Below are 14,143 nucleotides of genomic sequence, written 5' to 3' on the forward strand. Positions count from 1 at the left end.
GCCCGACCGGCTTGTGCCGGTCGGGCCTTCTTCATTACGCAGCGTGCGGTTCGCGTGCCGCGCAGCCGGAACCTGATGCTCAGACCGCCATCGGCGCGGTCAGCGGCTCATGGTGCCGGTAGCCGACGAGCGAAAAATCGGACGGCTCGATCTGCTCGAGCCATTCGGGCGCATAAACGCCCGTCTTCGCGTAGTCTGGCACGCGCTCGGCGATCTCGAGCCGCGGGCTTTCGTACGGCTCGCGCGTGAGCTGTTGCTGCAGCATGTCGAGCTGGTTCTCGTAGATGTGCGCGTCGCCGATGAAATACGTGAACCAGCGCGGCGTATAGCCTGTCAGCCGGCCGACGAGCGACAGCAGCGCAGCGCCTTCCGTCAGGTTGAACGGCGTGCCGAGCCCGACGTCGTTGCTGCGGATGTACAGGCACAACGAAATCTCGCGCTTCGTGACGTTCGGCAGGAACTGGTACAGCAGATGGCACGCGGGCAGCGCGATCTGGTCGAGTACGGCCGGATTCCACGCGTGAAACAGGATGCGGCGGTCGGCAGGGTTCTCCATGATCGTGTCCAGACACTGGCGCAGCTGGTCGATCGCCTTGTACAGCAGGACCTTCGGTGCACCGTCCTCGTCGAAGCGCGTGACGATCCGGAAACCGCGGCGCGTCGCGTCGGCGATCTGCGCGTCGGCGCCCGCGTCGAGCACCTTGTAGCCGGGCCACTGGCGCCATTGCACGCCGTACACGTCGCCCAGGTCGTCGACGCCCTGGCGGTACGGGTTCGCGAGCCACTGCGCGTTGTCGTTCGCGTTCGCGTCCCACACCTTGCAGCCGAGCGCGCGGAAATCGGCCGCGCTGCGCGACGCGCGCAGGAAACCGACCAGTTCGCCGATCGCGGACTTGAACGCGAGCTTCTTGGTCGTCACGGCCGGGAAACCTTGCTGCAGGTCGAACCGCAGCATCGCGCCGGGCATGCTGATGGTGCGAATGCCCGTGCGGTTCTCCTGCCAGGTGCCGGTGTCGAGGATGGTGCGAACGAGGTCGAGGTACTGTTTCATGCGGGTTCCTTCGGCCGCGAGGGCGGCCGTACCCGCCAATTTTAGCAAGCGTGGTGCGGAACCTCCGGCAACGACGCCGAAAACCCTGCCAGCGTGTCGCCGCGGTCACGCATGCCGTGCGCGCACATCAGCCGGTAGAGCGTGACGCGCGACACGCCGAGCTCGCGCGCGGCATCGGCAAAACGGCCGCGATGACGCAGCAGCGCCTGCTCGATCGCCTGCCGTTCGGCCGCTTCCCGCGCCTCCGTGAGCGACACGGGCGCCAGTATCGCGAATTCGTTCAGTTCGAGATCGGCCGCGGTGATCATCCGGCCCTCCGACATCACAATCGCCCGGCGCACGCGATTGATCAACTCGCGTACGTTGCCCGGCCACGAATAGCCGTACAGCGCGGCGATCGCGTCCGGTGAGAAGCCGCGCAGGCGGCGATGCGCATCGCCCTTGAAACGCTCGAGCATGTGGCGCGCCAGCACCTCGATGTCCTTGCCGCGCGCGCGCAGCGGCGGCTCCTCGATCTTCAGCACGCACAGGCGATGGAACAGATCCTCGCGGAAGCGCCCTTCGCGCAGCGCCGCCTCCATGTCGACATGGGTCGCGCAGATCACGCGCACGTCGACCGGCACCGACACATGCGCGCCTAGCCGCTCGATCTTGCCTTCCTGCAGGAAGCGCAGCAGGCTCGCCTGGCTCTCGAGCGGCAGGTCGCCGATCTCGTCGAGAAACAGCGTGCCGCCGCTCGCCGCTTCGACGCGGCCGATCTTGCGCTGGTTCGCACCGGTGAACGCGCCGCGCTCATAGCCAAACAGTTCGGCCTGCAGCAGCGTCGACGGAATTGCGCCGCAATTGATCGCGATGAACGACGCGTGCGCACGCGACGAGCGCTCGTGAATCGCGACGGCCGTCAGTTCCTTGCCGGTGCCCGATTCGCCGGAGATGAATACCGGCGCATCGGTCATCGCGACCCGCCGGATCGTCCTGAAGAGGCCGAGCATCGCGTCGCAGGTGCCGACCATCTCGCCTTCGGCGCGCCCGGCGCCGACAGGTGCCGCCACGGAGTCGGTCAGCGCGACCATGCCGTGCGCATGGCCGATGGTCTCGACGATGCGCGACGTCTCGTACGGCATCGTCATGTAGTCAAAACAGTAGTCGCGAATCAGATGGCGCAGCGTGGCATCCTGCAACTGGCCACGCCGGGTCGCCGCGATCCAGCCGATGTGCTGGATGCTCAGACACGCCTCGAGTTCACGCAAGTCCGCGGGCCTGAAGCCCGGCGAGAAATCGAGCAGGCCGGCGGTTGCAAGGCCGTGCTGCACGACACGCCGCACGTCGCGTACGCTTTCCGCGAGCTCGACATGCCACCCGCATTCATCGAAATGCCCGCGCAACGCGTCGTTCGGCTCGCGCGAAAAATAGATCACATGCCGCTGCTCGGCTCCCATATACCCACCCCGTTCATCAACCGTCTAACGATTGCCGCGCACGCCAGATGACGCGCGAAAAGGATCGAATCGGATCGAATCGGGTCAGCCGAAGCCGTTCGATTCGCCATGCCGATGGGCGGCAACGACAAGCCATCGCATGATGGCGCTTATCTCGCGTCCAGTAATTTTTTTTTGGTCAAGACAGCTTAGTTATAGGCGCCGAATACGACAAACCGATTGCAGCGCGAATGGGCGAGCGGCCGAATCGCTCAGCGGTCGATGCATATCAATCATCTGCACATAGCGCACGCGCGGCGACACGCACATGCATCGACACACGCACCGATTCTGATCCTTGGAGCGTATTGATTGAATCCGCAGTACTCCCAAGCCCTATCGTTACATATCTGAAACATTTCCCGGCCTTTTCGACCGCGATTCACAACGCGTGCGTGCGCATCGTAGACCTGACAACGCTCTTCGCCAGATGGCATGCATTTCGCTGAATGCGTAACTGAGCGGAGAAGGCGACCATGCGAACACTTTTTTCACTGTCATTCGGGCAGATGGCGATTGCGTTCGCGCTTGCGTGCCCGTTCATGCCGGCACGTGCGGACGACAGCGCGAGACCCGAACGCTCGATCCTGCTTGCCGATAATGCGCCGAGCCTGCAACAGGACAACCGGTTCGTCATCGTGCCCGTCGCGGTGCCGAAACCGCGTTCGTCCGACAAGACATTGGTGACGCTGTGGGACGAGATCACCCCGCCTGCTCCAGTGCCGATGCCGATCCCTGCACCGCATCCCGGCGACGCGCAGCACGCCATGGAAGGAAACGCAGGGAACCACGCGCATCAATGATGCGCACGCGGTGGGACACGCAGCCACCTTGATAAGGATTGCAGATTGATTTGATGCAAAGTGAACCACCCAGGTCACGCCCCGCCCCGTCGATGTCGCGACGCAAACCGTTTTCGTGCCCGTCCCCCGGCGGGCACTCTTTTTATTCAGCGCGTCGCAACGTGCAGGCCGCACCGACTCAGGCACGCGCCGCCATTCCGGTAGAATCGGCACCATTCCGGCTTTCCCCTTCTCCGACCTTCATGACGACGTTGACCCTGATCGTCGCGCGTGCCCGCAACGGCATCATCGGCCGCGACAACCAGTTGCCCTGGAAACTTCCCGAGGACCTCGCGTTCTTCAAGCGCACGACGATGGGCGCGCCGATCGTGATGGGCCGCAAGACCCACGAGTCGATCGGCCGGCCGCTGCCGGGCCGCCGCAACATCGTCGTCACCCGCGACGCAGCGCGCCGCTTCGACGGCTGCGACACCGTCACGTCGCTCGCCGACGCGCTCGCGCTCGCCGCGCGCGACGGGGTGGCCGAGGCATTCCTGATCGGCGGCGCGCAGCTCTATGCGGAAGGCCTCGTGCTCGCCGACAAGCTGGTCGTCACCGAGATCGACGCTGACTTCGACGGCGATGCGTCATTCCCGGCCCCCGATCCCGCGCACTGGCACGAAGTGTCGCGCGACCCGCACCAGGCCGCCGCGCCGAACACGTTCGGCTATGCGTTCGTCGTCTACGAGCGCAAGCGCGGCTGACACGCGGCGCGCGAAAAAAAGCCCGACCGGCGCGAGCCGGTCGGGCTTTTTGTTTGCTGGCGGCAGGCGCCGCGCCGCTTACTGGCCGGCGATCGTCATCTGTTCGATCAGCACCGAGCCCGTTTCCTTCGTGCCGCGCACGATCGAATCCGCGCCGATCGCGACGATATGCCGGAACATCTCCTGCAGCGTGCTCGCGACGGTGATTTCCTCGACCGGATACTGGATCACGCCGTTCTCGACCCAGAAGCCGGCCGCGCCGCGCGAATAGTCGCCGGTCACGTAGTTCACGCCCTGCCCCATCAGTTCGGTCAGCAGCAGGCCCGTGCCGAGCTTCTTCAGCATCGCGTCGAAATCGTCGCCCGGCTGCGTGTTCGAGCTGCGCAGCGCGAGGTTGTGCGAGCCGCCCGCGTTGCCGGTCGTCTGCGTGCCGAGCTTGCGCGCCGAGTAGGTCGACAGAAAGTAGCCTTCAACCACACCATCGTTGACGACGCTGCGCGCGCGCGTGCGCACGCCTTCCTCGTCGAACGGCGCGCTGCCCATCGCGCGCGGCACGTGCGGATCCTCGACGACCTGGACATGCGGCGCGAACACCGGCTTGCCGAGGCTGTCGACGAGGAACGACGTCTTGCGATACAGCGCGCCGCCGCTCACGGCCTGCACGAACGCGCCGAGCAGGCCGGCCGCGAGCGGCGCCTCGAACAGCACCGGCACCTTGCGGGTGTCGAGGCGGCGTGCGCCCATCCGCGCGAGCGCACGCTCGGCCGCGTAGCGCCCCACGGCTTCCGGGGCCGCGAGATCGACCGCGCTGCGCTTCGACGAATACCAGTCGTCGCGCTGCATGTGGCGGCCGCTGCCCGCGATCGGTGCGCACGCGATGTAGTGGCGCGAGTACGGGTAGCCGGCGAGGAAGCCGCGCGACGTCGCGAGCACGAACTGCGAATGCTGCGCCGACACGCTCGCGCCTTCCGAGTTGCGAATCTGCGGGCTGACCGCGAACGCGGCATCTTCCGCGCGGCGGGCGAGCTCGACGGCCTCGTCGGCCGTCAGCGCCCACGGGTGATAGAGGTCGAGGTCGCGCGGGTCGGTTTCGAGCAGTTCGGCCTCGGCGAGGCCGGCCGCGTCGTCCTCGGCCGTGAAGCGCGCGATGTTGTACGCGGCGGCGACGGTATCCTTGATCGCGGCCGGCGAGAAATCCGACGTGCTCGCGTTGCCGCGCTTCTTGCCGATGAACACCGTGACGCCGACCATCTTGTCGCGGTTGTGCTCGATCGTCTCGACCTCGCCGCGGCGCACCGACACCGACAGGCCGTCGCCTTCGGAGATTTCGGTCGCGGCGTCCGACGCGCCGAGTGCCTTCGCATGGCGAAGGATGTCCGAGGCGATTTCTTTGAGCTGGTCCTGCGTGTGCGGGAAATAGCGCGCTTGTACGTCGAGATTGGCTGCCATCGTCGTGATATCCGGTGGCGGGCGAGCCGCCCGCATGTTCAAAATGTTGCGTATCCCGCGATCATAGCAAGGTCCGGGGCCACATACCGACAAGCTTGGGGTGTCCGGGCCGCGATACAATGCCGCCCATGACACGCAAAACCCGAATCCAGCCGATCGAGCATGCCGTCGAAGAAGACGACAACGGCTACGATCGCCCCAGCAAATCCCAGTTGAAGCGCGAGATGCACGAGCTGCAGGTGCTCGGCCAGGCGCTCGTCGAGTTGCCGAAAGACGCGCTCAAGCGCATGCCGATGCCCGAAGCCCTCGCGGACGCCGTGCGCGAGGCGCGCCGGATCACCGATCACGAAGGCAAGCGCCGCCAGCTCCAGTACGTCGGCCGCGTGATGCGCTCGCTGACCGACGACGAAACGACCGCGCTGCGCACCGCGCTCGACGCCCAGCGTGGCGTGAACCGGGCCGCGACGGCCCGCCTGCACTGGATCGAGCGCACGCGCGAACAGTTGCTCGCGAACGACGACGCGCTGACCGAATTCCTCCGCCAGCACCCCGAAGCCGACATCCAGGAAGGCCGCACGCTGATCCGCAACGCGCGCAAGGAAGCGCAGCAAGGCAAGCCGCCGCGCTACTTCCGCGAGCTGTTCCAGTGGATCAAGACCGCAGGCGGCACGGGCGAGGCGGACGGAGACGAAGCGCCGGACGACGCCGGGGACGACCATGACGACGAAGCGTAACCACCCGGACGAGCTCGTGGTCGGCCTCGTGTCGATCAGCGACCGCGCCAGCACGGGCGTCTACGAGGACAAGGGCATTCCGGCGCTGCAGGAATGGCTTGCCGGCGCGCTGAGCTCGCCGTGGCGCGCCGAAACCCGGCTGATCCAGGACGATGCGCCGACGATCTCCGCGACGCTGGCCGAACTCGTCGACGTCGCCGGCTGCGATCTGGTGCTGACGACGGGCGGCACCGGCCCCGCGCGCCGTGACGTGACGCCGGAGGCCACGCTGGCCGTGGCGACGAAGGAAATGCCGGGATTCGGCGAACAGATGCGGCAGATCAGCCTGAATTTCGTGCCGACCGCGATCCTGTCGCGGCAGGTCGCGGTGATCCGCGAGACGGCCGACCACGCGGCGCTGATCATCAACCTGCCCGGCCAGCCGAAGTCGATCCGGGAAACCCTCGAAGGGCTGCGCGACGCCGACGGCAAGTCGACCGTGCCCGGCATCTTTGCCGCGGTGCCCTATTGCGTCGACCTGATCGGCGGCCCGTACATCGAGACCAACGCCGCAGTGGTCGCGGCGTTCCGGCCGAAAAGCGCGCGGCGCTGAGCGTGTACCGTGCGCCGAGCGCGTGCCGGCCCGCTCAGGCGGCCGGCGCGGACTCGCCTGCCGGCGCCGGCGCAGCCGGAATCAGGAAATGCTCACGGTAGTACGTCAGTTCGTCGATCGACTCGTGGATGTCCGCGAGCGCGGTGTGCATCGCGCGCTTCTGGAAACCCTTGTAGATCGCCGGCTGCCAGCGGCGGCACAGCTCTTTCAGCGTGCTGACGTCGAGGTTGCGGTAGTGGAAGAACCGCTCGAATTCCGGCATCCAGCGCGCCATGAAGCGGCGATCCTGGCAGATCGAGTTGCCGCACATCGGCGACTTGCCCGGCGACACGTACTGCGCAAGGAACGCCTGCAGCTGCGCGGCGGCGGCCTCTTCGGTCACGGTCGACGCGCGCACGCGGTCGATCAGGCCCGAACGGCCGTGTGTCGACTTGTTCCAGTCGTCCATCTTCGCGAGCGTTTCGTCGCTCTGGTGGATCGCGAACACGGGGCCTTCCACGGCGATGTCCAGCGTGGAATTGGTCACGACGACCGCGATTTCGATGATGCGGTCGTTATCCGGGTCGAGGCCCGTCATCTCCATGTCGAGCCAGACGAGGTTCAACTCGTTGCGCACGAGCGCGGGCTGGCTGGCGGAAGCGGCGGTATCGGTCATGAGTCATCCTAGAAAATGGCGGACGGCGCGCGGCGCCGCCCGGGCGGCCGGCATCGCGTGAGCGGGCCGGGTCCGCAAGAACATATAATTCTCGCATAGAACCCTTTGGCGCCTTCGATGTCACCCTTTTCGTTCACCCTGCTGTTCGCGATCGCCGTGCTCGCGATGGTCGTCACCAAGCTGTGGCTTGCATCGCGGCAGATCCGCTTCGTCGCCGCTCATCGTAACGGCGTGCCCGCGCAGTTCAGCGCCACCATTCCGCTGTCCGCCCACCAGCGCGCGGCCGACTACACGGTCGAGCGTACACGGCTGGCGATGCTCGAGATCGTCGTCAGCGCGGCCGTGCTGGTCGGCCTCACGCTGCTCGGCGGCGTAGGCGCGCTCGACACGCTGCTGACGGGCTGGCTCGGCCGCGGCTACGGGCAGCAGGTCGCGCTCGTCGCCGCCGTCCTCGCGATCACGGGCGTGATCGACGTGCCGTTCGAGTACTACCGCCAGTTCGGGATCGAGCAGCGTTTCGGCTTCAACCGGATGACCAAGCGCCTGTTCTTCACCGACATGCTGAAAAACACATTGCTCGGCGCCGTGCTCGGCCTGCCGCTGCTGTTCGTCGTGCTGTGGCTGATGAACCAGGCCGGCAGCCTGTGGTGGCTGTGGACCTGGATCGTCTGGGTCGCGTTCCAGATGCTGGTGCTGCTGATCTACCCGACCTTCATCGCGCCGATCTTCAACAAGTTCGAACCGCTGAAGGACGACGCGCTGCGCACGCGCATCGAGTCGCTGATGAAGCGTTGCGGCTTCGCAGCGAAGGGCCTGTTCGTGATGGACGGCAGCCGCCGGTCCGCGCACGGCAACGCATACTTCACGGGCTTCGGCGCATCGAAGCGAATCGTGTTCTTCGACACGCTGCTCGCGCGGCTGACCGGCCAGGAAATCGAAGCCGTGCTCGCGCACGAACTCGGCCACTTCAAGCGCCGCCACGTGATGAAGCGGATGCTCGTGTCGTTCGTGCTGAGCCTCGTGCTGCTCGCGCTGCTCGGCTGGCTCGCGCAGCGCACCTGGTTCTATACGGGGCTCGGCGTCACGCCGTCGCTCGACACGAGCAACGCGGGCGCCGCGCTCGTGCTGTTCTTCCTCGCGATCCCCGTGTTCCTGTTCTTCGCCACGCCGGTCAGCAGCCTCACGTCGCGTAAGCATGAATTCGAGGCCGACGCGTTCGCGGCCAGCCAGACCGACGCACAGGATCTCGTCAGCGCGCTCGTGAAGCTTTACGAGGACAACGCGTCGACGCTCACGCCGGACCCCGTCTACACGGCCTTCTACTACTCGCATCCGCCCGCCTCGCAGCGGATCGACCGCCTGATGCAGCACGCATGAGCCGGCCGACCTCCCGCAAGCCGGCCCCGCGCGCGTCGGGCGCGCCGCGTGTCGAAGGCCGCGTGATCGCGGCGCACGGTCGCCACTACATCGTCGCGCCCGACGACGGCGGCCCGATGCTGCAGTGCTTCCCGCGCGGCAAGAAGAGCGACATCGCGGTCGGCGACCGCGTCGTGTACGAACACGCATCGGCCGATCAGGGCGTGATCGTCGAGATCGGCGAGCGGCGCAACCTGCTGTACCGTTCCGATCAGTTCAAGTCGAAGCTGTTCGCAGCCAACCTCGACCAGTTGCTGATCGTGCTGGCGACCGAGCCCTATTTCAGCGAAGACCTGCTCGGCCGCGCGCTGATCGCGGCCGACGCGAACGAACTGAAGCCGCTGGTCGTGCTGAACAAGATCGACGTCGAGGCCGCGCTGCCGGTCGCCCGCGAGCGCCTCGCGCCCTACCGCGCGCTCGGTTACGACGTGCTCGAACTGTCGGTGAAAGGTTCGCCCGACGATGCGCGTGCGCAGCTGATGCCGCACCTTGCCGGCCATTCGACGATCCTGCTCGGCCAGTCCGGGATGGGCAAGTCGACGCTCGTGAACCTGCTCGTGCCCGATGCCGAGGCCGCGACCCGCGAAATCTCGGCCGCGCTCAACAGCGGCCGCCACACGACGACGTTCACGCGCCTCTATCCGCTGGAAGGCGGTGGCGCGCTGATCGATTCGCCCGGTTTCCAGGAATTCGGCCTCTATCACCTGACGGAAGGCCGTCTCGAGCGCGCGTTCCCCGAGTTCCGGCCACTGCTCGCGGACTGCCGTTTCTATAATTGCCATCATCTGCACGAACCCGGCTGCGCGATTCTCGAAGCCGTTGCCGACGGCCGTATTGCGCCGTCGCGGCATGCGCTTTACGCCCAGCTCGTGCACGAGGCAAGCCAGATCGTCCGCTGACCACGCGGCGGACGGCAGGCGGCCGGGCCGGATCGGTCCGGCCTTCACCGACAGGAGCCGCGATGCGTTTCAAGGCACCCGATCTCGCGACCGCGCAGCATTGGGCCAATGTCCTGCAGGTGGCCGGCATCGGTTGCGAGCTGCATAACTGCTACGCGACCGGCGCGCTGGGCGGCCTGCCCGCCGACGCGTGTACCCCCGAGTTGTGGCTCGACGACGAGCGCGACGATGCGCTCGCGCGGCGGCTCCTCGATGCCGCGTCACACGGCCCGTCGACCGGCGCCGCGCCGTGGCGCTGCCGCCAGTGCGGCGAGGCGCTCGAGGCCCAGTTCACCGCCTGCTGGCAATGCGGCGCCGTGCGCGATCCGCTCGACGACTGAACGGACTGACCTGACCCACAGCGAAAAGGCCGGCATCGAGCCGGCCTTTTCATTTCATCGGGCGCTGCGTTGCCGCGTCACGATACCCAAACGGCCAGCGTCAGCATCAGCAGCAGGATCATCCACAGGATCACGGCGCGCCAGACCAGCCCGACCGCCGACTGCAGCGTGCGCGGCGTGCAATCGTCACCGACCGTCAACGGGCCGCTGTCGCCAACCGCCAGCGCGTCGAGGCTCGACGGCTCCGCGAGCGGCCCCGCGAGACGCGCACCGAGCGCGCCGCTACCGGCCGCCAGCAGCACGCCGTCGTTCGGGTCGGGCCACTGGCGCGTGTGATTGCGCCACGCGTAGATCGCGTCCTCGAAGTTGCCGACGATCGCGAAGCCGAGCGCGGTCAGTCGCGACGGAATCCAGTCGATCACGAAGAACGCGCGCTGCGCGAACGTCGAGAATGCGGCGGTGCGATCGTCGCCCGGCGTCGACCAGCTGCGCGCGAGATATTCGGAGATGCGATACAGCACGGCGCCAGCCGGACCGATCGGCAGCACGTACCAGAAGAACACGCCGAACACATGGCGATGCGAAGCGACCACCGCATGAATCAGCGTATGACGGACGATTTCGCCGACCGGCATGTCGACCGTGTCGAGGCCCGTCCACTCGTGCAGGATTTCGCGCGCGCGCGGCACGTCATCGTTGTTGAGCGCGAGATGAATGTCGGTGAAATAGTGGCTGAACTGGCGGAAGCCGAGCGTGAAATACACGACGGCGACGTTCCAGAGGAACGCGAGCACGAAGCTCACCTTGTACAGCAGGAAATAGATCAGCGCGACAATCAGCACCCACGGCAGCACGACCGCGAGCCATGCGAGCACGCCGTGCTTCTGCTTGCCGGCGTCGAGACCATGCGCGACGGTTTCCGCGTGAAACTGGAACAGCGCAAACACCGGATTGCTCGGCGACAACGCGCGGACCTGTTCAATGATGAGAGCGAGGAGAACCGAAAAGAAAGTCATGCGTGGCGCCGTCTTCGGAGTTATGTCATTTTTTGCATAACGATAGCACAGCGTAAGCGGCGCATGGCTGACGACGCGCCCGCCCGCCGCCCGGCCGCGTGCGAGGGACGACGCGGGATGTTATCCGGCTGCCAAGAAGCGGTACAGATTGCGCAACATGCCGGCAGTTGCGCCCCAGATGAAGTAATGCCCGGCCGATTCGCCATTCGGATAGGGCATCGCAAAAAAACGACGCTCGCCGCCTTCCCAGCGGAACACGCGGACCTGGTGATTCGCGGGGCTCATCAGGAACGCGAGCGGCACCTCGAAAATCTCGGCGACTTCGAACGTATCGGCCTGTACGGTAAACGGCGGATGCACGAGCCCCACGACCGGCGCCACGCAGAAGCCGGTGCCCGTCAGGTAGTCGGGCAGCGCACCTAGGATTTCGACCCGCTCCGCGGCCAGCCCGATTTCTTCCTTCGCCTCGCGCAACGCGGTGGCCGTCGTGTCGCGATCGAACGGCTCGCGACGACCGCCGGGGAAGCTGATCTGCCCGGCATGGTCGTTCAGGTGATCCGCGCGCTGGGTCAGCAGCACGGTGAGGCCGGATTCGCGAACGACGACCGGCACGAGAACGGCAGCGCTGCGCGGATCGACACCCTCCTGCAGCCGTACCTCGTCGGGTTCGACACTCCACTCGAGCGTGCGCGCGAAACGTTCGCGCAACCCCGACGGCGTCATCAGGCGCGCATCGATGGATGGCAGGCCGGCGCCGGTGCCTTCGACCGGCAGCACTTCGGGATCAATGATGGGGCGGCGATTCAATGGGACTCTCGGGTTCGTGTCGTATCGAGCATATTGTCGCGCCAGAATGAAAAAAGCACCCGGGAGGGTGCTTTTTCCTTACAGCTCTTACTCTTGGGAAGCTGCTGCGGTGCGATCCTTCGACACCAGCTTTTCCTTGATTCGAGCCGACTTGCCCGAACGCTCGCGCAGGTAGTACAGCTTCGCGCGACGCACATCACCGCGACGCTTCACGACGATGCTCGCCAGCAGCGGCGAGTAGGTCTGGAACGTACGCTCGACGCCTTCGCCCGACGAGATCTTGCGGACGATGAAGTTCGAGTTCAGGCCACGGTTGCGAATCGCGATCACGACGCCTTCGTAAGCCTGAACGCGCTTGCGGGTACCTTCAACCACGTTCACGTTCACGATCACCGTGTCGCCCGGGGCGAATTCGGGGATCGTCTTGCCGGCGAGCGCGCGCTCGATCTCTTCCTGCTCAAGTTTTGCGATCAGATTCATTACTGACTCCTTATGCCATCGTGTCGGCGTTGGCACCCGCCTGCTTCCAGGCCTGGCCCCGATAGAGGATGGATTCACATCAGGCACCGCGCACGCATGCACGGCACCGCCATATCCCGCCCGCGACGCCGCCTCAGGAGGCGTTCTTCGCTTCGCGTGCGAGGTTCGCAAGCCATGCCTCGTCGGCACGGCTCAACAACTTCTCGCGGCGCGCCCGGACGATCAGGTCCGGCCGCTTCCGCAACGTATTCTTCAATGCTTCCTGGCGCCGCCACCGCTCGATCTCGGCATGATGCCCGCCGAGCAGCACGTCCGGCACGCGCATCCCCTCGTACTCCTCGGGGCGCGTGTAATGCGGACAATCGAGCAGCCCGTCGACGAAGCTGTCCTGCACGGCCGACTGCGCATCGTTCAGCACGCCGGGCAGCAGGCGCACGACGGCATCCATCATCGCCATCGCCGGCAGTTCGCCCCCGGACAGAACGAAATCGCCGAGGCTGATTTCCTCGTCGACGCAACGGTCGAGCAGGCGCTGGTCGATCGCCTCGTAGCGACCGCACAGCAAGACGACGCCCGGCTCCTGCGCCATCCGCATCGCACGTTCGTGCGTGAACGGCGCCCCCTGCGGCGACATCATCACCACGCGCGTGGTCGCAACGCCCTGCTCCGCCTGCGCCGCCTTCGCAGCATCGATCGCAGCCTCGAGCGGCCTGGCCAGCATCACCATGCCCGGACCACCGCCGTACGGACGATCATCGACCGTGCGGTAGTTGTCCGTCGTGAAATCACGCGGATTCCAAGTGCGCAGCCCGAAGCGCCCCTGCTTCACCGCCCGACTGGTGATGCCCCAGTCGGTCAGTGCACGGAACATTTCGGGAAAGAGCGTGACAACGTCGAACTGCACCGCGCTCTGCGTAACCTGGTTCATTTAGTAATCGGCTTCCCAGTCGACGACAATGCGACGTGCCGCCTGATCCACCGTTTTGACGTAGACGCCCACGAACGGAATCAGCCGTTCAGCCGTGGCCGGCTGACCGTCCTTGCCGACTGTCGGATACTCGACGCGCATGATCGAATGCGCGCTGTTGTCGATCATCCCGCTCACCTTCCCGAGCGCCACCGATTGCTCGTTGACGACCTCGAGACCGATCAGGTCGACCCAATAGAATTCGTCCGCGGCCAATGCCGGGAAATCTTCCCGGCGCACGAACACGCGAAAACCGCGCAAAGCGAGCGCGGCATCGCGGTCGTTGACACCCGCGGATTGCGCGACGACCGTGTCGCCGTGCGTCTTCGACTGCAGGATGCGGGCGGATAACCGCTCCCCACCCCTTTCAAGCCACCAGCGGCGAGCCTTGAGCAACGCATCGCCGCCGCGACCTGCGTCGGCGTGCGTGGCCACCTTGACCCAGCCCTTCAGGCCATAGGCATCGACCACCGCCCCGACCTCGACAGCATCATCGGGCCAGGCTTGCACAGCTTCGAGGCCGCCCTGTTCGGCAGCCGTACCGGCGCTCGCGACAACGTCGCGCTCGACCGGCTTGCGGACGAAAGCGCCAAACGACGCTCGCCCGCGCCTTGCGTTACCGGAATCGTGACCGGACATCAATGCTCCTTGCAGCCGGCACGACCGGCACACC

At 66.1% G+C, this 14,143-nt stretch carries 16 protein-coding genes; 7 read left to right on the forward strand and 9 right to left on the reverse strand.

Annotation, left to right across the window (positions count from 1 at the left end; translation table 11 throughout):
- Positions 1–79 precede the first annotated feature (79 nt).
- Positions 80–1,051 (reverse strand): thymidylate synthase, encoded by a 972-nt coding sequence (locus tag GEM_RS12115; RefSeq protein ID WP_014897692.1) that lies wholly within the window; start codon positions 1,049–1,051, stop codon positions 80–82.
- A gap of 41 nt (positions 1,052–1,092) precedes the next feature.
- Positions 1,093–2,490, reverse strand: a complete 1,398-nt coding sequence (locus GEM_RS12120) for a sigma-54 dependent transcriptional regulator (RefSeq protein WP_014897693.1) — start codon at positions 2,488–2,490, stop codon at positions 1,093–1,095.
- Between the two features lie 548 nt (positions 2,491–3,038).
- Here GEM_RS12120 and GEM_RS12125 point away from each other — a divergent pair.
- Both GEM_RS12125 and GEM_RS12130 read left to right on the forward strand, forming a co-directional pair.
- The gene (locus tag GEM_RS12125; RefSeq protein WP_272148349.1) at positions 3,039–3,332 is read left to right on the forward strand and encodes a hypothetical protein; all 294 of its coding nucleotides are present in this window, start codon (positions 3,039–3,041) and stop codon (positions 3,330–3,332) included.
- Between the two features lie 242 nt (positions 3,333–3,574).
- A complete protein-coding gene (locus tag GEM_RS12130; protein ID WP_014897695.1) occupies positions 3,575–4,075 on the forward strand; it encodes a dihydrofolate reductase in 501 nt (166 codons plus the stop codon).
- A gap of 78 nt (positions 4,076–4,153) precedes the next feature.
- Here GEM_RS12130 and pmbA read toward each other — a convergent pair whose 3' ends face one another.
- A complete protein-coding gene (pmbA, locus tag GEM_RS12135) occupies positions 4,154–5,524 on the reverse strand; it encodes a metalloprotease PmbA (RefSeq protein ID WP_014897696.1) in 1,371 nt (456 codons plus the stop codon).
- Positions 5,525–5,652: 128 nt separating this feature from the next.
- Between pmbA and yjgA the strand changes: the two genes are divergently transcribed.
- Both yjgA and mog read left to right on the forward strand, forming a co-directional pair.
- Positions 5,653–6,258 carry a ribosome biogenesis factor YjgA gene (gene yjgA, locus GEM_RS12140; protein ID WP_014897697.1) on the forward strand — a complete coding sequence of 202 codons (606 nt, stop codon included), beginning with the start codon at positions 5,653–5,655 and terminating at the stop codon, positions 6,256–6,258.
- On the forward strand, positions 6,242–6,850 hold the full coding sequence (gene mog / locus GEM_RS12145) for a molybdopterin adenylyltransferase (protein WP_014897698.1): 609 nt from the start codon (positions 6,242–6,244) through the stop codon (positions 6,848–6,850). Before yjgA ends, mog begins: the two co-directional genes overlap by 17 nt.
- Positions 6,851–6,884: 34 nt before the next feature.
- On the opposite strand, the gene orn is transcribed toward mog, so the two are convergent.
- Entirely contained in the window at positions 6,885–7,505 is a 621-nt protein-coding gene (gene orn, locus GEM_RS12150) for an oligoribonuclease (RefSeq protein ID WP_014897699.1), read from the reverse strand.
- Positions 7,506–7,622: 117 nt separating this feature from the next.
- Between orn and GEM_RS12155 the strand changes: the two genes are divergently transcribed.
- The 3 genes from GEM_RS12155 to GEM_RS12165 all read left to right on the forward strand — a co-directional run bounded on the left by GEM_RS12155 (position 7,623) and on the right by GEM_RS12165 (position 10,200).
- Positions 7,623–8,882, forward strand: coding sequence for a M48 family metallopeptidase (locus tag GEM_RS12155; RefSeq protein WP_014897700.1), 1,260 nt, complete (start codon positions 7,623–7,625; stop codon positions 8,880–8,882).
- A complete protein-coding gene (gene rsgA, locus GEM_RS12160; RefSeq protein WP_014897701.1) occupies positions 8,879–9,820 on the forward strand; it encodes a ribosome small subunit-dependent GTPase A in 942 nt (313 codons plus the stop codon). Before GEM_RS12155 ends, rsgA begins: the two co-directional genes overlap by 4 nt.
- Positions 9,821–9,882: 62 nt before the next feature.
- A complete protein-coding gene (locus GEM_RS12165; RefSeq protein WP_014897702.1) occupies positions 9,883–10,200 on the forward strand; it encodes a putative signal transducing protein in 318 nt (105 codons plus the stop codon).
- Positions 10,201–10,277: 77 nt separating this feature from the next.
- Here GEM_RS12165 and GEM_RS12170 read toward each other — a convergent pair whose 3' ends face one another.
- The 5 genes from GEM_RS12170 to rimM all read right to left on the reverse strand — a co-directional run bounded on the left by GEM_RS12170 (position 10,278) and on the right by rimM (position 14,109).
- Entirely contained in the window at positions 10,278–11,216 is a 939-nt protein-coding gene (locus GEM_RS12170) for a CobD/CbiB family protein (protein WP_014897703.1), read from the reverse strand.
- A gap of 120 nt (positions 11,217–11,336) precedes the next feature.
- Positions 11,337–12,023, reverse strand: coding sequence for a CoA pyrophosphatase (locus GEM_RS12175; protein ID WP_014897704.1), 687 nt, complete (start codon positions 12,021–12,023; stop codon positions 11,337–11,339).
- An 87-nt stretch (positions 12,024–12,110) separates the two neighbouring features.
- Entirely contained in the window at positions 12,111–12,503 is a 393-nt protein-coding gene (gene rplS / locus GEM_RS12180) for a 50S ribosomal protein L19 (protein WP_006761288.1), read from the reverse strand.
- Between the two features lie 133 nt (positions 12,504–12,636).
- Positions 12,637–13,431, reverse strand: coding sequence for a tRNA (guanosine(37)-N1)-methyltransferase TrmD (gene trmD / locus GEM_RS12185; protein ID WP_014897705.1), 795 nt, complete (start codon positions 13,429–13,431; stop codon positions 12,637–12,639).
- A complete protein-coding gene (gene rimM / locus GEM_RS12190; RefSeq protein WP_014897706.1) occupies positions 13,432–14,109 on the reverse strand; it encodes a ribosome maturation factor RimM in 678 nt (225 codons plus the stop codon).
- Positions 14,110–14,143: the final 34 nt, after the last annotated feature.

The sequence above is a fragment of the Burkholderia cepacia GG4 genome, assembly GCF_000292915.1.
GTDB classification, from domain to species: Bacteria; Pseudomonadota; Gammaproteobacteria; order Burkholderiales; family Burkholderiaceae; genus Burkholderia; species Burkholderia cepacia_D.